This is a genomic window from Pseudomonas sp. GL-R-26 (assembly GCF_019947365.1).
Taxonomy (GTDB): Bacteria; Pseudomonadota; Gammaproteobacteria; order Pseudomonadales; family Pseudomonadaceae; genus Aquipseudomonas.
The window spans coordinates 285893-302681 of the sequence record NZ_JAGYGI010000002.1; the positions used below are offsets into that span (position 1 = coordinate 285893).

Annotated in this window: 16 protein-coding genes; 9 read left to right on the plus strand and 7 right to left on the minus strand. The window is 59.9% G+C overall.

Features of this window, described 5'->3' with window-relative positions; genetic code table 11:
* Nucleotides 1-25: 25 nt before the first annotated feature.
* The gene (gene lysM / locus KGA96_RS04520; RefSeq protein ID WP_046040810.1) at nt 26-466 is read right to left on the minus strand and encodes a peptidoglycan-binding protein LysM; all 441 of its coding nucleotides are present in this window, start codon (nt 464-466) and stop codon (nt 26-28) included.
* Between the two features lie 128 nt (nt 467-594).
* Here lysM and KGA96_RS04525 point away from each other — a divergent pair, with 128 nt between their 5' ends.
* The 4 genes from KGA96_RS04525 (at nt 595) to KGA96_RS04540 (ending at nt 5605) form a co-directional block, all read left to right on the plus strand.
* On the plus strand, nt 595-1482 hold the full coding sequence (locus KGA96_RS04525; RefSeq protein WP_223511820.1) for a LysR family transcriptional regulator: 888 nt from the start codon (nt 595-597) through the stop codon (nt 1480-1482).
* Nucleotides 1483-1574: 92 nt separating this feature from the next.
* Complete coding sequence (gene fdhD, locus KGA96_RS04530; RefSeq protein ID WP_223511822.1) at nt 1575-2414, plus strand: formate dehydrogenase accessory sulfurtransferase FdhD; 840 nt, start codon at nt 1575-1577, stop codon at nt 2412-2414.
* Entirely contained in the window at nt 2411-4759 is a 2349-nt protein-coding gene (locus KGA96_RS04535) for an FdhF/YdeP family oxidoreductase (protein ID WP_223465542.1), read from the plus strand. Before fdhD ends, KGA96_RS04535 begins: the two co-directional genes overlap by 4 nt.
* 357 nt (nt 4760-5116) lie before the next feature.
* Nucleotides 5117-5605, plus strand: coding sequence for a glycine zipper domain-containing protein (locus KGA96_RS04540; protein WP_046040805.1), 489 nt, complete (start codon nt 5117-5119; stop codon nt 5603-5605).
* Between the two features lie 68 nt (nt 5606-5673).
* On the opposite strand, the gene KGA96_RS04545 is transcribed toward KGA96_RS04540, so the two are convergent.
* The 3 genes from KGA96_RS04545 to KGA96_RS04555 all read right to left on the minus strand — a co-directional run bounded on the left by KGA96_RS04545 (nt 5674) and on the right by KGA96_RS04555 (nt 9590).
* Nucleotides 5674-6096 carry an acyl-CoA thioesterase gene (locus tag KGA96_RS04545; protein ID WP_223511831.1) on the minus strand — a complete coding sequence of 141 codons (423 nt, stop codon included), beginning with the start codon at nt 6094-6096 and terminating at the stop codon, nt 5674-5676.
* A 190-nt stretch (nt 6097-6286) separates the two neighbouring features.
* Nucleotides 6287-7513: a 3-hydroxyacyl-CoA dehydrogenase gene (locus tag KGA96_RS04550; protein WP_223511833.1), complete on the minus strand. Its 1227-nt coding sequence runs from the start codon at nt 7511-7513 to the stop codon at nt 6287-6289.
* A gap of 142 nt (nt 7514-7655) precedes the next feature.
* The gene (locus tag KGA96_RS04555; protein ID WP_223511842.1) at nt 7656-9590 is read right to left on the minus strand and encodes an ATP-dependent DNA helicase RecQ; all 1935 of its coding nucleotides are present in this window, start codon (nt 9588-9590) and stop codon (nt 7656-7658) included.
* A gap of 448 nt (nt 9591-10038) precedes the next feature.
* On the opposite strand from KGA96_RS04555, the gene KGA96_RS04560 reads away from it, so the two are divergent.
* The 3 genes from KGA96_RS04560 (at nt 10039) to KGA96_RS04570 (ending at nt 11516) form a co-directional block, all read left to right on the plus strand.
* Complete coding sequence (locus KGA96_RS04560; protein ID WP_046040800.1) at nt 10039-10329, plus strand: hypothetical protein; 291 nt, start codon at nt 10039-10041, stop codon at nt 10327-10329.
* Between the two features lie 246 nt (nt 10330-10575).
* Nucleotides 10576-10872: a hypothetical protein gene (locus tag KGA96_RS04565; RefSeq protein ID WP_046040799.1), complete on the plus strand. Its 297-nt coding sequence runs from the start codon at nt 10576-10578 to the stop codon at nt 10870-10872.
* A gap of 290 nt (nt 10873-11162) precedes the next feature.
* Entirely contained in the window at nt 11163-11516 is a 354-nt protein-coding gene (locus KGA96_RS04570) for a DUF1493 family protein (protein ID WP_046040796.1), read from the plus strand.
* A 96-nt stretch (nt 11517-11612) separates the two neighbouring features.
* Here the strand turns inward: KGA96_RS04570 and KGA96_RS04575 are convergent, their stop codons facing one another.
* The 3 genes from KGA96_RS04575 to KGA96_RS04590 all read right to left on the minus strand — a co-directional run bounded on the left by KGA96_RS04575 (nt 11613) and on the right by KGA96_RS04590 (nt 15090).
* Nucleotides 11613-13154, minus strand: a complete 1542-nt coding sequence (locus tag KGA96_RS04575; protein ID WP_046040794.1) for a phosphoenolpyruvate carboxykinase — start codon at nt 13152-13154, stop codon at nt 11613-11615.
* Between the two features lie 180 nt (nt 13155-13334).
* Nucleotides 13335-14237: an Hsp33 family molecular chaperone HslO gene (gene hslO / locus KGA96_RS04580; protein WP_046040793.1), complete on the minus strand. Its 903-nt coding sequence runs from the start codon at nt 14235-14237 to the stop codon at nt 13335-13337.
* 445 nt (nt 14238-14682) lie between these two features.
* A complete protein-coding gene (locus KGA96_RS04590) occupies nt 14683-15090 on the minus strand; it encodes an RNA-binding S4 domain-containing protein (protein ID WP_008045331.1) in 408 nt (135 codons plus the stop codon).
* A 275-nt stretch (nt 15091-15365) separates the two neighbouring features.
* Between KGA96_RS04590 and KGA96_RS04595 the strand changes: the two genes are divergently transcribed.
* Together KGA96_RS04595 and rimK are read left to right on the plus strand one after the other, a co-directional pair.
* Nucleotides 15366-15785, plus strand: a complete 420-nt coding sequence (locus tag KGA96_RS04595) for an ATP-dependent zinc protease (protein WP_235863954.1) — start codon at nt 15366-15368, stop codon at nt 15783-15785.
* Nucleotides 15782-16687, plus strand: a complete 906-nt coding sequence (rimK, locus tag KGA96_RS04600) for a 30S ribosomal protein S6--L-glutamate ligase (protein ID WP_007972871.1) — start codon at nt 15782-15784, stop codon at nt 16685-16687. Before KGA96_RS04595 ends, rimK begins: the two co-directional genes overlap by 4 nt.
* Nucleotides 16688-16789 lie beyond the last annotated feature (102 nt).

Sequence of the window (16789 nt, forward strand, 5' to 3'; positions counted from 1 at the left end):
AAGCCCCCTCGCCACAGATTTGGTGTTACTCAGGAATCCGCAACGACTGCCCTGGATAGATCTTGTCCGGGTGCGACAGCATCGGCTTGTTGGCCTCGAAGATTTTGTTGTATTTGTTGGCATCGCCGTACACGCGCTTGGAAATCGCACTGAGGGTATCGCCCTTCACGACGGTGACAAACACTGCGGCAGCAACGACAGGCCCAGTCACGGTAATCTGATCATCCACACTGCCAACCCCGGCGATATTGCCCACCGCCAGCAGGATCTTTTCCTTCTCTTCCTGGCTCGCCACTTCACCGGTCACCGTGACCTTGTCGCCATCGACCGTCGCCTGCACATTCGGGTTGCCCAAGCCGACCTTGCTGATGTGCTCCTTCAACTGCTCACTGGCATTGGCGTTGCCTGGGGTCAGCAAATCCAGCAATTTTTCGCCTGCTTCCTTCACAAAGCTCAAAAGACTCATGGTGCACTCTCCTTGGGTTTCGGGTTCCAGACGTCAAAGCCTAGACCACGGTCGTCACTTACGAATCCAACCCGACCAATGACCCCGCTTGCGATAGAATCCGCACCTTCCCACCCCCTGGAGCGCAGATGGACATCAAGCAGCTGAAATTCCTCATCGCGCTCGACGAAACCCGCCATTTCGGACAGGCCGCCGCGCGCTGCCACATCACTCAGCCGACCCTGTCCATGCGCCTGCGCAGCCTTGAAGAAGAACTCGACCTACCGCTGGTCAATCGCGGCCAGCGCTTCGAAGGCTTCACCGCGCCAGGCGAGCGGGTGCTGGCCTGGGCGCGCACGGTGTTGGCGGCCTACGACGGCTTGTACGCCGAGGCGGCTGCCTGTCGCGGCAATCTGGTCGGCACCTTGCGCCTGGGCGTAGTGCCGTTGTCGAGCTTCGATCCGCTGCCACTGATGCAACACTTGCACGCCGAACACCCGAACCTGCGCTTCGAACTCTCGGCCCTGAGTTCGGAGCAGATCCTCGAGCAATTGGCGAACAATCGCCTGGATCTCGGTGTTTCCTATCTGGAGCGCCTCAACACCGAACACTTCGACTCCCTGGCCTTCAGCGAAACCCGCATGGGCCTGCTGTACGATCAACGCTTCTTCACCTTTGGCGAGGCGCCGCTGAGCTGGGAATCCTTGATTGAGCTGCCGCTGGGCATGCTCACCAGCGGCATGCACTTTCGCCAGTCCATCGACCACAACTTCCACAGCCGTGGTCTGACCCCGCAGCCGTTGTTGCAGACCGATGCCGTGCATCAACTGTTACAAGCCGTGCACGGCGGTCTGTGTTGCGCCGTGATGCCATTGGACGGCGGCCTCGAAGGGCTGACCGAACACTTGCGCCTGCAACCGATCGAGAACGCCCAGACCCTCGGCCGCCTGGGGCTGATCATGCGTCGCAGCGCACCGCGCTCAGCGCTGGCAGAAGCCTGTTTTACCCTCTATCAACAATCGCTGATCGGTGCTTGATCGACGGTATCTATCGGTAGATCAGTATTAGCGATTAGACGTGACAACTTGCCGCGCCTAGTCTTAAAGCTGATCAAACCGTCGGTGATGCCATGAACACCAAGCGCCCTGCATGCGCGGCGCCTGCCCTCGAAACGCCCGCGCCCGCCGCCAGCCAGACGTACAGCTATAGCAATCTCGAATACTCCGAATCGGCCAGCACCGCGCTGGCCGAAGAAGTTGCGCTGGCGATTGCCTTCAACGGCATCAGCCAGGCGGTCATGCTGGTAACGCCCACGGACCTGGAAGATTTCATCGTCGGCTTCAGCCTGGGCAGCGGCATCATCCAGGACGCCACGGACATCTACGACCTGCAACTCAGCGGCTCGGGGTCGGCGCAATACGCGCAAGTGACCATCGCCAATCGCGCGTTCTGGAACCTCAAGCAACAGCGTCGGCAACTGGCCGGCACCAGCGGCTGCGGGTTGTGCGGCGTGGAAGCGCTCGAGCAGGCATTGCCGGACCTTCAGGTACTGCCCGGCGCCCCGTTGCCGCCGGTCGAATGGCTTGATGGCCTGCGCGAGCGCATCGGCGCCTTCCAGCCCTTGGGCCAGCATTGCGGTGCGGTGCATGCGGCAGTGTTCATGAACGACAAAGGCGAGTTGCTGCTCGGTCGCGAAGACATCGGCCGCCACAACGCCCTCGACAAGCTGATCGGCGGATTGATCCGCCAGAAGATCCCGACCGCTGGCGGCCTGGCAATTGTCACCAGCCGCTGCAGCCTCGAATTGATCCAGAAAGTCTTGCGCGCCGGCATCCAGACCCTGGTCAGCCTGTCGTCGCCCACGGGCCTTGCCGTGCAATGGGCCCGTCGCCACAACCTCAATCTCATCCATCTGCCACAGAAGAATGCACCGCGGGTCTACAGCCCAACGTTGGAGAATCAAGCGTGAGTCAACACCGTCAAGCCGATCAGAAACCCGTCCCTCGCTACAAGCCCTACAAAGGCGCGGCCGGTGGCTGGGGCGCACTGATCAGCGTGGCCCAGGCCTGGTTGACCAGCGACAACGCGCTGAAAAACCTGCGCATCATGCTCAAGACCAACCAGAACGGCGGCTTCGATTGCCCGGGTTGCGCCTGGGGCGATTCTCCGGAAAAGGGCATGGTGATGTTCTGCGAGAACGGCGCCAAGGCGGTGAACTGGGAAGCGACCAAACGCCGTGTCGATGCCAAATTCTTCGCCAAACACAGCGTCACTTCGCTGCAGGAACAAAGCGACTATTGGCTCGAATACCAGGGCCGCCTGACCGAGCCGATGAGCTACGACGCCGAGACCGATCGCTACAAGCCGATCAGCTGGGACGCCGCATTCGCCCTGATCGCCAAACACCTGAACGGCCTGTCGAGCCCGGATCAGGCCGAGTTCTACACCTCGGGCCGGGCCAGCAATGAAGCGGCCTACCTCTATCAACTGTTCGTGCGCGCCTACGGTACCAACAACTTCCCTGACTGCTCGAACATGTGCCACGAGGCCAGCGGTGTCGCGCTGTCGCAAAGCGTCGGGGTCGGCAAAGGCACCGTGACCTTCGACGACTTCGAACACGCCGATGCGATTTTCGTCTGGGGCCAGAACCCCGGCACCAACCACCCACGGATGCTCGAACCGCTGCGCGAAGCGGTGAAGCGCGGCGCCCAAGTGGTGTGCATCAACCCACTCAAGGAGCGTGGTCTGGAGCGCTTCCAGCACCCGCAGCACGCGATCGAAATGCTCACCAACGGCGACAAGCCGACCAACACCGCATTCTTCCGCCCGGCCCTGGGTGGCGACATGGCGATCATGCGCGGCATGGCGAAATTCCTCCTGCTGTGGGAGCGCGACGCGCAGAAAACCGGTGAGCCGGCGGTGTTCGACCACGACTTCCTCAACGAGCACAGCGTCAACGTGCTGGATTACCTGGCCGTCATCGACGACACCCCGTGGGAGCAGATCGTCGAGCAGTCCGGCCTGAGCCTGGTGGAAATCGAGCAAGCGGCGCGCATGTACGCCAAAGGCAAGAACGTCATCATGTGCTGGGCCATGGGCATCACCCAGCATCGTCATTCGGTGGCGACCATCCAGGAAATCGCCAACCTGATGATGCTGCGCGGCAACATCGGCCGGCCGGGCGCCGGCCTGTGCCCGGTGCGTGGCCACAGCAACGTGCAGGGCGACCGGACCATGGGCATCAACGAACGCCCTCCTGCCGCGTTCCTCGATGCCCTGGAGCGGCGCTTCCAGTTCAAGGTGCCACGCGACAACGGCCACAACGTGGTCGAGGCGATTCATGCGATGGCTGAAGGCCGGGCGAAAGTCTTCATCGGCCTGGGCGGCAACTTCGCCCAGGCCACGCCGGACAGCCCGCGCACGTTCCAGGCCCTGCGAAACTGCGACCTGACAGTGCAGATCAGCACCAAGCTCAACCGCAGCCATTTGACCCACGGCAAGGACGCGCTGATCCTGCCGTGCCTGGGCCGCACCGACATCGATATCCAGACCGAAGGCCCACAGGCGATAACCGTCGAAGACTCGTTCAGCATGGTCCACGCCTCCAATGGCCAGCTGCAGCCGCTGTCGAACCAGATGCGCTCGGAACCGGCGATCCTGGCCGGCATCGCTGCCGCGACCCTGGGCAGCCACCCGGTGAACTGGAACTGGCTGGTGGCCGACTACAGCCGCATCCGCGACCTGATCGCCGAGACCATTCCCGGCTTCAAGGACTTCAACGAGAAGGTCAAGAACCCGGGCGGTTTCTACCTGGGCAACAGTGCCGGTGCACGCAAGTGGGACACCGCCTCGGGCCGGGCCAATTTCCGCTCGAACGCGCTGCCCAAAGACCTGGTGCACGAACGCACCCGCGCCACTGGTGTGCTGCCGGACCTGATCATGCAATCGATGCGTTCTCACGATCAGTACAACACCACCATTTATGGCCTCAACGACCGTTATCGCGGTGTGAAAGGCCAGCGGGACGTGTTGTTCGTCAACGAAGCCGACATTATTCGCCTGGGCTTCAAGCCGGGGCAAAAGGCCGACATCGTTTCGCTCTGGGACGATGGCGTGGAACGTCGGGTAAAAGGCTTCACGCTGCTGGCGTTTGATATCCCGGCCGGGCAAGCGGCGGCCTACTATCCGGAAGTGAATCCGTTGGTGCCGCTGGAAAGCACCGGCGATGGCAGCCATACGCCGACGTCGAAGTTTGTGGCGATCCGGCTGGAAGCGGCGAGTGAGACCGGGTTGATCATGGCCAGGTCGGCGTAACAGGTTGTCTGAACTGGCCCCATCGCGAGCAAGCTCGCTCCCACATTCAGATCTTAAGCGGACACAAAATTTGTGCTCGACGATGGTCCCCTGTTGGGAGCGAGCTTGCTCGCGATGAGGCCAGACCAATCACCAAAGACTCCGGACCCTGCACTTTCCAATCGCCCACAAAAAAGGCCGTTTCCTAATGAAAACGGCCTTTGCGAATAAGTAAAAGACCGGCAAAAAAACGTTAAGTTCCGCCCAAAAAACAGTAACTTGCAATATTGTATACAGGTCGTGTTATTCGTCGGATTTCGATTGTCACGCCCATTCCAGAGCCTCAGGATCGCGCCGTCATCCCCTTGAGGTTCCTCCATGAAGTTCTCCTCGATTCTCTTGTTGTCCCTTGGCCTGGTCAGCGGTATTGCGTCTGCTGGCGGCACTACCGAAGCCGGCGTAGGCGGCGCATTGGGCGGGGTTTTAGGCTCGGTCGTCGGTCAGTCGTTAGGCGGCAGTACAGGTTCCACCATCGGCGCGGCCCTGGGTGGCGCGGGTGGTAGCGCCGTCGGCGCAAACAAACACAGCCGTGGCGAAGCAGCCATTGGCGGCGCGTTGGGTGCTGCAGGTGGTAACGTGGTCGGCCGCAGCTTGGGCGGCACCACCGGCAGCCTGATCGGCGCCGCAGCAGGCGGCGGCGCCGGTGGCGCGCTGGGTAACCACATGGGCAAAGAGTACGATAATGATGATGACGGCGATCGTCGTTACTATCGCGGCCATGGTGATCGTCGTTACTACCGTGACGGCCATCCGGGCCGCGGCCATGCCTATGGCCACCGCAAGCATCGCTGGCACGACGACGACTAAGGCATCCATCGCCTGGCTATAACTGGTACATCAAAAATCGCAGCCCAAGGGCTGCGATTTTTTTTGCCTTACTGAACCACCAGACGCTCCAGCGCACCGCGCAACCCGGCAGGAATCGCCACGGGTTGATTCGACGCACGATCGACAAACACATGCACGAAGCGCCCCGCCGCGCAGGCTTCATCTTCCCCTTGCTTGAACACGGCCAGTTCGTATTGCACCGAACTGTTGCCCAACTTGCCCACCCGCAGACCGATCTCGATGCGGTCAGGGAAGGCAATGGAAGCAAAGTAATCACAGGAAGAGCTCACCACGAACCCCACCACCTCACCGTCATGGATATCCAGGCCACCGACTTCGATCAGGTAAGTGTTCACCGCCGTATCGAAGAAGCTGTAGTAGGTCACGTTGTTGACGTGACCGTAGGCGTCGTTGTCGTGCCAGCGGGTGGTGACGGGCTGGAAGTGGGGGTAGTCGGTGCGTTGGGGCATCAGTGTTGATTCCTGGAGTTGGGTCGCCAAGTCTAAGGCGAAAACCGCGTTATCGTTCTTCGCGAGCAAGCCCGCTCCCACATTGGATATCGGTCGTACACAAAATCTGTGTTCACCGAAGATCAAATGTGGGAGCGGGCTTGCTCCGGGCGGCGATCCGACGAAGGCGCCCTCACAGGCGCCACAACAATCACTTGTCAGCAAAGCCTTTGCCAGCCGCCGCCAACTCGCCAATCACCCGCGCCGGTTTCCAGTGATCGCCCTGACGCGTTTCAAGGTCCATCAAGCGCCGATGAATGTCCGCCAACCCTTGCTGATCCGCCCAGGCCATCGGCCCGCCCTTGTCCGCCGGGAAACCGTAACCGTTGAGGTAGACCAGATCGATATCGTGAGCCGACCCGGCAATGCCTTCCTGCAAGATCTTCGCGCCTTCGTTGACCAGTGCCAGCAAGCAGCGCTCGAGAATCTCTTCCGGGCCGATCTCGCGGCGCTGGAACCCCAGTTCCTCACTGACTTGAAGCACCAGTGCGTCGACCTGCGGATCGTGTTCGGCCTGACGACTGCCCGGTTCATAGTGATAAAAGCCGTTGCCACTCTTCTGGCCGAAACGTCCCTGCTCACACAAACGGTTATCCACCTGGACCTCCGGTGCATCCTGCCCGATACCGGACAACTGGCGCGAGCGCCATTGCAGGTCGACGCCCACCACGTCGAACATGCGGAACGGCCCCATGGCGAAACCGAAGCCCTGCAGCGCTGCGTCCACCTGATACGGATAAGCGCCTTCCAGCAGCATTTTCCGCGCTTCGAGCACATAGGTATTGAGCATGCGGTTGCCTATGAAACCGTCGCAATTGCCCGACACCACACTGATCTTGCCCATGCGCTGGCCGAGCGCCAGCGCCGCGTCGAGCACCGCCGGTGCAGTCTGCGCGCCACGGACGATTTCCAGCAGTTTCATGATGTGCGCCGGGCTGAAGAAGTGCAGGCCCAGCACTTGCTGCGGCCGGCGTGTGGCTGCGGCGATGGCATCGATGTCCAGTGCCGAAGTATTGCTCGCCAGAATCGCTTCAGGCTTGAGCAAGCCATCGAGCTCACGGAAGATTTTCTGCTTGAGCTCAAGGTTTTCGTACACCGCTTCGATGACCAGGTCGACATCGCGGATGGCCACATACCCATCTGCCGCAGTCACGCGCGCGACACGGGCATCGGCCTCGCCCTGATCAATGCGGCCCTGACGTACGTTGTGAGCGTAGGTGTCCGCCACGGTGGCCAGCGCTTGCTCCAGCATTTGCGGATTGTTGTCGACCCACTGCACGGCCACTCCGGCGTTGGCCAGGCACATGACAATGCCACGGCCCATGGTGCCCGCGCCGATGACGGCGGCGCGCTGAATATTCGACGGTGTCTGGCTCATGTTTTGTTCTCTTGTTGGCGATCCGAAGACAGCCACCACCATAGTCAGCCACCGGGTTTTTTTGAAATTTATTCCTGTGATGAGCAACATTCAGCGGATGGATGTAGCACTGCCAGGCCCTGAGATCCCAAAGGGTTTTGGTTCAGCCGGCAAGATGCCGCTCGGCCCAACTGCGCACCCCGGCATACGGATAATCTTCCAGCGCCGCAAACCCGGGAATCGACCGCGCCTTGAGCTTTGTGAACAACGGCACGCTGATCCCGCACAGAAACCGTGTCACGCGTTCAGCCGATGGCAGGTTGCCCGTGTGCTGCTCGTGCCTGTGGATAAAACCGCCACACAGCGCCTCGAAATTCTTATCCACAAGCGCCGGCAACTCCGGTGGAGCCGGTAGCCGCGCCACTTGCCCATGACACACCGAACAATGCCCGCATTGCTGCGGGGCATTGTGATCACCGAAATACTCGGCCAAGCGATAACCCAGGCAACGGTCGGTGGCGAACAGGTCCAGCATCGCGTGAATCCGCGCGACCTCGGTACGCTCATGCCGAGTGAAATAGCCGTGCAGTTCCTCGCTCAACGCGGCGCTGTCGAACCCGCTTTGCAGCACGCTGTAGACCTCGGTCATCTGCTTGCTTTCGAGCTCCACCCAGCCCTTTTCCTGGAAGTAATCCAGTGCCTTGACCACCCGACTGCGCTCGGCCTGATGCTGCTCGTACAACGCCTCGAAATTCACCGTGGCCCAGGTCCGGGCGCGGCTGGAGGTCTGGATGATCGCAGCGACAAAATCCCTGCGCTCGCCTTCGAAACGCGCCAATAGCACCTCGGGCTCCTGCACATACTTGAAACGGTACTCGGCGTAGTACGCGTAGCGCGGGGCGATCAGCCCGCGCAATTCGAGTTGCACCAGCAAGGTCTTGAGCGGCAACTGGCGAATATTGCTCTGGTCTGCTAACGGCCCCAGCAGAAACTCCCACTGGCCTTCGGTTGCAGCGGCATGCATCTCGTCAAGCACGCAACGGATGCCATCCAGTTCGGGCGTGTCGCCGTAGACGAAGTTCTCCAGCACATTGAGGCTGTCGCGGTTGGCCAATACCAGGCAGTCCGACGGCTGCCCGTCACGCCCGGCGCGGCCGATTTCCTGGCTGTAGTTTTCGATGGATTTGGGCAGGTCGAAATGCACCACGTTACGGATGTCACTCTTGTCGATGCCCATGCCGAAAGCGATGGTGGCGACGATGCAATTGGACTGCCCGCCCATGAATCGGCGCTGGATCGCTTCCCGTTGCTCGTGGGGCAACCCGGCGTGATAAGCCTCGGCCTGAATGCCGTTGCGGTTCAGGTGTTCAGCGATGTGCTCGGCGGTTTTCTGCAAGGTGACATAGACGATGCTCGGCTGGTCCGGACGCTGGCTCATCCACTCGACAAGACGCCTGCGCTTGTCCGCTCCGCGAACCGGCTCCACCAGCAAATTGAGGTTCGGGCGGTAGAAACCGGTGGTCACCACATCGTCGGCGGCGATGGCGAATTTCGCCTGCATGTCGGCAATGACCTTGGGCGTCGCCGTTGCGGTCAACAGCAATACCTGCGGGATGTTGAACTGGCGTTGATAGTCGGGAAGCTTGAGGTAGTCCGGGCGAAAGTTATGCCCCCATTCGGAGATGCAGTGCGCCTCGTCCACCACCAGCAGCGAGATCGGCACTTGCTGCAAAAAATGCCGGAAGCGCTCGTTCTTCAGGCGTTCCACGGAGATCATCAAAATCTTCAGCTCGCCGGATTTTGCCCGGGCCATGACGTCGCTGGCGTCATCGCGGCTCTGGGCCGAATCGATACTGCCCGCCGAGATGCCGTGGCGTTGCAGGAACGCCAACTGATCCTGCATCAACGCCAGCAGCGGTGAGACCACCAGCGTCAGGTGCGGCAGCAACAGCGCAGGCAATTGGTAGCAAAGGGATTTGCCGGAACCGGTGGGGAAAATCGCCGCCGCCGAGCGCCCCGCCAGCACGGCACTGACGGCCGCCTCCTGACCGGGTCGAAATTGTGGATAACCGAAAACCTGTTCCAGGGTGTTGTGCATAAGCTGTCACTCCGTTGACTGCTGCGGAGTCAAAAGCCTAGCCGGCGATCGCAGCGAGTCGAGAAAAGGTCGGGGGCAAAAACGATACCGGATGATACAGCGGATGGCGGGAAGGGCTTGGGGAATCGGGCGACTGACAGATCGCTTTCGCGAGCACACCCACCGCAAAACTCGGAATACCCGACAGTTTCCAAAGCCCCCCTCTGCCAATACTTGCTCAATAGCGACTGATAACCCAGTAGGCATTTTTACCGGCAGCGGCTTCGTCGCACAAATCTCCGACAATGTGTAAGCCTTATCCTCGGAGCACGATAAATACCCTACAAAGCCTGTCCATTTCAGCCGTCTTGTCCCGCAACACCACGCCCTTCTATAGTTTCCGGCGCGGCTGAAAACAGTGTCTCGGCCTGCCCGGGAACACTTGCCGATTTCGCACAGGACCCACTCGATGAAAAAAACCGACACGCTGACAGCCCGCTATCACCCGCTCAAGACCCGCTACAGCGAAACCCCTGTGCTGGTCATTGATACCGAGGCTGACCCCTTCGAGATCCTCGACGCCGCCCGACAACGCATCCGCGCCGCCAGCGACCTGCTCGAAACCCTTTATTGCACGTGTTTCAAACAGGCCGAAGCGAGCGACATCCCCAAGATCGTCGGCGCCCTGTACCTGCTGACCCAGGACGGCAACGACCTGCTCGACATCGCCCGCCAGCGCTTGCCGAAATTCACCGGCTGAAGCACCACCACCTGTGGGAGCGAGCCCGCTAGCGAAGAACGATAACGCGGTGCACTTGTGGATAAGTCTGTCAGCAACGCCCTATCAAAGCTTCGGCAAGGTCCTACAAAACAAGACAACTTGTCGGCTATCGCCAGCCAGTGGCTCGAACATATAGTCCGGACTGTCGCTGCCAAATCAGCGACTCGGGCTTGGTCACTCGAATAAGAGAGAACGCACATTTCCACTTACTAGAGGTTTTCTTCAGTGGCCACACCAAATCCATTTCCAAATCGATATCGTCCACTCAAAACGAACTTAACCGACACCCCGCCCCTGATCATCGACACAGAGGCCAACCCGCAAGACATCCTCGAAGCCGCCCTCCAGCGCATCCGGGCCTCCAGTGACCTGCTGCAAACCCTGCACTGCCAATGCTTCAAACACGGCGACATCAAAGACATCCCGCACATCACCCACGCCCTCTACCTGCTGACCCAGGACGGCTGCGACCTGCTCAAAGTCGCCCAGCAACGCATGCTCAACTGGAAAGCCCCGGTCTGATCTTTAATGGAGATCGCTCCCACGCACTGCGCAGGAGCGATCAAGAAACAAGAATTGCTCCGATGGAAACAAACCACTCAATTCCCTCATCGGATACAGAAGGAAACCATGAGCAGTTTTTTTGATGAGCTAATGGAAAGCGTGCAACAAATGAGCGAGATCCTGCGGGGTGAACGTCGGTCCTCCGTGCAAACTGAAAACGCTGAGCCAGAAGCAATCAACTCAGCCGGCCCTTCCTCTCAAGTCCGACGACCAATAAGATCCGTTCAGGCCCAAACGGATCTCCCTCAATGAACCTCGCCCCCAACCTCCCCGACGACCACTTGATGCAGCAACTCATGCAACTGCTGCATGAAGAACTCGGCTTCCCCGAACGCAAAACCATCAGCCTCGGCACCTCGATCAACTTCGACCTGGGCTGCAACGGTGCAGACGCCCGGCATTTGATCGAAACCCTGGAAGACCACTTCGCCATCGATTTCGTGGATTTCGACAGCTATCGCTATTTCCAGCCCGACGGCTTTGACGTGAATCTAAAGCGAAAAGCCAAGGGTCGCGGCGAGAAGGTGCCTTTGACCATCGGCATGCTCTACCGGGCCATCAAGGCCCAACGCTGGGACACGGATGAGCTCGAGGGCCTGTAACGGTCCTACGCATTCTGACTTGCCCACGAAAAACTGAATTTTGCGCACAAAAAAGCCGCCCCGAGGGGCGGCTTCTTCGTTAGCTCAATCCAGCGCTTACAGCTTTGGACCCGCTGCCTTGATCGCGTCGCTCACTTCGAACTTCTTGAAGTTCTCGATGAACAGGCCGGCCAGTGCTTTGGCGGCTTCGTCGTAGGATGGCTTGTCGGCCCAGGTGTTGCGTGGGTTCAGCAGGCCAGTCTCAACGCCCGGTACGGCCACTGGCACGTCGAGGTTGATGGTGTCCAGGTGCTCGGTCTCGGTACCGATCAGCGCGCCGCTCTGGATCGCTGCGATCACGGCACGAGTGGTCGGGATGTTGAAGCGTTTGCCGACGCCGTAGCCACCGCCGGTCCAGCCGGTGTTGACCAGGTAGACCTTGGAGCCGAAGCCGCGGATGCGCTTGATCAGCAGCTCAGCGTATTCACCGGCCGGACGCGGGAAGAACGGTGCGCCGAAGCAGGTGGAGAAGGTCGACTTGATGCCGCTGCCCGAACCCATTTCGGTCGAACCGACCAGAGCGGTGTAACCGGACAGGAAGTGATAAGCCGCTTGTTCTTCGTTGAGGATCGACACTGGCGGCAGTACGCCGGTCAGGTCGCAGGTCAGGAAGATCACAGCGTTCGGCTCGCCACCGAGGTTCTTCTCGGAGCGCTTGGCAACGTGCTCCAGCGGGTAGGCGGCGCGGCTGTTCTGGGTCAGGCTGACATCGGCGTAGTCGGCGTGCTTGGCATCGTCGATAACGACGTTTTCCAATACCGCGCCGTGCTTGATGGCTTTCCAGATAACCGGCTCGTTTTTCTCGGACAGGTCGATGCACTTGGCATAGCAACCGCCTTCGATGTTGAACACAACGCCTTCGCCCCAGCCGTGCTCGTCGTCACCGATCAGGTAACGGCTTTCGTCGGCCGACAGGGTGGTCTTGCCGGTACCGGACAGACCGAAGAACAGGGTCACGTCGCCCTCTTCGCCGATGTTGGCGGCGCAGTGCATTGGCAGTACGTCGGCAGCCGGCAGCAGGAAGTTCTGCACCGAGAACATGGCTTTCTTCATTTCACCGGCGTAAAGCATGCCGGCGATCAGCACTTTCTTCTGTGCGAAGTTGAGGATCACGCAGCCGTCGGAGTTGGTGCCGTCACGCTCTGGTACGCACTCGAAGTTGGCAACGTTGAGGACTTGCCACTCGTCACGACCCGCCGGGTTGTACTGAGCCGGGTTGATGAACAGGCAACGGCCGAACAGGTTCTGCCAGGCAGTCTGGGTGGTCATCTTCACAGCCAGGTAGTGCTCGGAAGCCGCACCTACATGTACGTAGGAAACGAAATGCTCTTGCGCGTTGTTGAATGCCTCAACGCGAGCCCACAGGGCGTCGAACTTGTCGGCCGGGAACTTGCGGTTGATCGGTCCCCAGGCGATGGCGGCCTGGGTGCTAGGCTCTTCAACGATGAAACGATCGACTGGCGAACGGCCGGTACGGTGACCGGTACGAACAACCAGTGCGCCGGTATCGGCAAGCTCGCCTTCACCACGGTTGAGGGCTTCTTTAACCAGATCATCAACACTCAGATCGGTGTACACGGCATTGTTGGCTTGCGTCATGAGGTTCCCCGTCGGCCAGTGGCCGAGTGCTCCAAACGTTTTTGTAGTAGAAAGTCGTGCACTACTACCGTGGAAAAAGTGGGCCGGATTATGCCAGAAAAGCCCAAAAAAAGTAGACCCCTCCTGTCGTAACGGCGTTAATCCGGCGCAAGGCAGTGAATTTACCTGCGCTGAACCGTTTTAGTGACGGGTATCTGACGGCGTCTCGATACCCGCGCCGGCGAACAATTGAGTGACATCGGCCGCGTCAAACAGGTAGCGCTGGTTGCAGAACTGGCAATCGATTTCGATGTTGCCACCGTGTTCGACCACCAATTGCTGCGCGTCTTCCATACCCAGACTGACCAGCGCATTGGCCGAACGTTCGCGCGAGCAGCTGCAACGGAAGCGCAGCTTCTGCACATCGAACAGACGCACCTGCTCGTCGTGGTACAGGCGATGCAACACGGTTTCGTTGTCCAGGCTCAACAGCTCATCGGCGGTCAGCGTACCACCCAGGGTGGTGATGTGCTGCCAGCTGGCGGCGCGTTCGTCATCGTCTTTCAAACGGTCGGCCGGCAGTTGCTGCAGCAACAGGCCACGGGCGCGACGACCATCGGCACAGAGCTTGATGCGGGTGCCAATCTGCTGGGACATGACGAAGTAGTTGGTGAAGCAGTCGGACAACGTTTCGCCATCCAGATCGACGACGCCCTGGTAGCGTTGGCCCCGTTTCGGGTCGACGGTCAATGTCAGCGAGCCGTCCGGCATCAGGTCAGCCAGGGTAGCGTCAAGGGCAATGCGGTCGGCCTCGTAACGGGCCAGACCCCGGATGTCACGCTCGCTGGAGCACTCGATCATCAGCAGCGGGATCGGGCCTTCGGAGCGTGCCTGCAGAATCAGCAAGCCATCGAACTTCAACGTGCCGACCAGCAACGATGCGGCCGCCATCAGCTCGCCGAGCAGTTGCGCGACCGGCTGCGGGTAGGCGTGTTTGGCCAGGACTTCGGCGTAGCTGAGCTCCAACGAGACCAGCTCGCCACGGGTGTCGCTGTCATCGAAGATGAAGCGTTGTGTGAAGTCGTTATCCGCGTGATCGGTCATAGGTCTGGGTATCTGAAGTAGTGAAAAAGGTTACAGGAAACAAGAAATTGCCCTTGCGCCACCCCTCGGGTGCGCAACGTTCAGCCATGAAAGGCATTTTATGAACAATCCGGGCCTGATCCAAGCAAGGTGGAACAAGCGCTGATGGGTTCCGGGTCGTTTCCCGTCCTGCACTGCTGGCAATGTGGTTATGGCCTACAGGTCAGAGACTGTGTGTGATTTTCGACGAGCGGCGATATCGTCCTTGCGATGCACTGCTGGCCAGGCACAGATATGGATGCGCACCGGGTCAATTGCAAGTCTTGGCCTGAAGGCGCGGTGAAACCTGGCGAGTGCTGCGCACTCGATCGCGGGCAAGCCACGCTCCCACAGGAACGGCACAAACCCTTGTGGGAACGGGCTTGCCCGCGATAGCGGTCTGGCACTCGCCCAAGAAATATCTGTATTAGTCGTCGTTACTGCTGCCACGAAACTTGAACAAATCCCGCCGCTGCTTCTTGCTCGGCTTACCGTCGGTGCTCACGCCCAGGGCTCCGGCTTTTCTTTGCGCCGCGGCCTCTTCGCGCTTGGCGATGCTGGCCAGGGTTTCGGCATACAAGGTTTGCGCCTGCGGTGCGCCGCGACGAACGATCGACAGTGCCAGGACTACCACCGTGCGCTCTTCGAAACCTGTGCGAATCACAAATTCGTCGCCAATACGCGGCTCCTTGCCCGGCTTGCAGCGTTCGCCCCGGCAATGCACCTTGCCGCTTTCAATCGCCGCCTTGGCCAGGGCGCGGGTTTTGTAGAATCGTGCAGCCCACAACCATTTATCGAGGCGGACTTTGTCGTCCTCTTCGTTTTTTTGTGCCATGGAATTTCCTCATTCTGAAATATTGGTGAACTGTACTACCGTTTCTGACGTACCAAGAATTTCACCGGCTCGGATTACAATGCTGACATTCCATAACCTCCTTGGGAGGCTGGAAATCCGGGCCGTAGATATCTGTCGCCTTTTAATCATTATTCTGCGTGAATACCGCGAATCCGGCCGTATGCGGCCCGAGCGGTTTTACCGGTTGAGCACTATTGAAGACATTTGACCATTTGACCGTTGTCGGTCTGCGCGAGTGGGTGGCGCTCCCGGATTTGGGAGTCGCCGGCCTTCGGGCAAAAATCGACACCGGTGCCAGCACCTCAAGCCTCCACGCCACCGAAATCGAGCCGTTCGAGCGCGATGGTGAGCAGTGGGTGCGTTTTACCGCCCACCTGGGTTCCGTCGTACAACTGCGCCACCGACGCTGCGAAGCTCCGTTGGTGACGATGAAAACCATTAAAAGCTCAAACGGTCACGCGCAGGTGCGATACGTGATCAGCACCACCCTGGCCCTTGGTGATCGGGTCTGGCGGGTCGAGTTCACGCTCGCCTGCCGCAAGTCCATGCGTTATCGCCTGCTGCTCGGCTCCAAAGCCCTGATCCACGGCCAGTTGGTGGTCAATCCGGGCATCAAGTATGTACAAGACAAGCCGGTGTTCCCGGTATCTACCTCCTCCACAGGTGTTGCATGAAGATCGCTGTGCTGTCGCGGAATCCGCGTCTGTATTCCACCCGTCGTCTGGTCGAAGCCGGTACCGAGCGTGGCCATGAAATGGTGGTGGTCGACACCTTGCGCGCCTACATGAACATCGCCAGCCACAAGCCACAAATCCACTACCGCGGCAAACCGCTGGAGGGTTTCGATGCGGTGATTCCACGGATCGGCGCTTCCGTGACCTTTTATGGCTGCGCAGTGCTGCGCCAGTTCGAAATGATGGGGGTATTTCCGCTCAACGAATCGGTGGCCATTGCCCGTTCCCGGGACAAGCTGCGTTCGCTGCAATTGCTGTCCCGTCGCGGGATCGGTTTGCCGGTGACCGGGTTTGCCCACTCCCCCGATGACATTCCCGACCTGATCGAAATGGTCAACGGCGCGCCGTTGGTGATCAAGGTCCTGGAAGGTACCCAGGGCATCGGCGTGGTGCTGTGCGAAACCGCCACGGCCGCGGAGTCGGTGATCGAGGCGTTCATGGGCCTCAAGCAGAACATCATGGTTCAGGAGTACATCAAGGAAGCCGGTGGTGCGGACATTCGCTGCTTCGTCGTCGGCGACAAGGTAATTGCAGCGATGAAGCGCCAGGCCAAACCCGGCGAGTTTCGCTCCAACCTGCATCGCGGTGGCAGCGCGAGCCTGATCAAGATCACCCCGGAAGAACGCATGACGGCGTTGCGTGCGGCGAAGGTCATGGGGCTGGCGGTGGCAGGCGTCGACATCCTGCGCTCCAATCACGGGCCGTTGGTGATGGAGGTGAACTCGTCGCCGGGTCTTGAGGGGATCGAGACCACCACCGGGAAGAATGTGGCGGGGATCATCATCGAGCATCTGGAGAAGAATGGTGGGCCGAATATGACGCGGACCAAAGGGAAGGGCTGAGGCTCATCTACTGTGGCGAGGGAGCTTGCTCCCGTTGGACCGGGCTGGCGCTCCAGGCCGAAGGACTCCCAAATCCCACAATCGTGTTCTTGCACTTCGGAC

Bases quoted from the DNA above. Each gene is read 5' to 3' on its own strand.
- lysM (WP_046040810.1), bottom strand. From the start codon at position 466: ATGAGTCTTTTGAGCTTTGTGAAGGAAGCAGGCGAAAAATTGCTGGAT.
- KGA96_RS04525 (WP_223511820.1), top strand. From the start codon at position 595: ATGGACATCAAGCAGCTGAAATTCCTCATCGCGCTCGACGAAACCCGC.
- fdhD (WP_223511822.1), top strand. From the start codon at position 1,575: ATGAACACCAAGCGCCCTGCATGCGCGGCGCCTGCCCTCGAAACGCCC.
- KGA96_RS04540 (WP_046040805.1), top strand. From the start codon at position 5,117: ATGAAGTTCTCCTCGATTCTCTTGTTGTCCCTTGGCCTGGTCAGCGGT.
- KGA96_RS04545 (WP_223511831.1), bottom strand. From the start codon at position 6,096: ATGCCCCAACGCACCGACTACCCCCACTTCCAGCCCGTCACCACCCGC.
- KGA96_RS04550 (WP_223511833.1), bottom strand. From the start codon at position 7,513: ATGAGCCAGACACCGTCGAATATTCAGCGCGCCGCCGTCATCGGCGCG.
- KGA96_RS04555 (WP_223511842.1), bottom strand. From the start codon at position 9,590: ATGCACAACACCCTGGAACAGGTTTTCGGTTATCCACAATTTCGACCC.
- KGA96_RS04560 (WP_046040800.1), top strand. From the start codon at position 10,039: ATGAAAAAAACCGACACGCTGACAGCCCGCTATCACCCGCTCAAGACC.
- KGA96_RS04570 (WP_046040796.1), top strand. From the start codon at position 11,163: ATGAACCTCGCCCCCAACCTCCCCGACGACCACTTGATGCAGCAACTC.
- KGA96_RS04575 (WP_046040794.1), bottom strand. From the start codon at position 13,154: ATGACGCAAGCCAACAATGCCGTGTACACCGATCTGAGTGTTGATGAT.
- hslO (WP_046040793.1), bottom strand. From the start codon at position 14,237: ATGACCGATCACGCGGATAACGACTTCACACAACGCTTCATCTTCGAT.
- KGA96_RS04590 (WP_008045331.1), bottom strand. From the start codon at position 15,090: ATGGCACAAAAAAACGAAGAGGACGACAAAGTCCGCCTCGATAAATGG.
- rimK (WP_007972871.1), top strand. From the start codon at position 15,782: ATGAAGATCGCTGTGCTGTCGCGGAATCCGCGTCTGTATTCCACCCGT.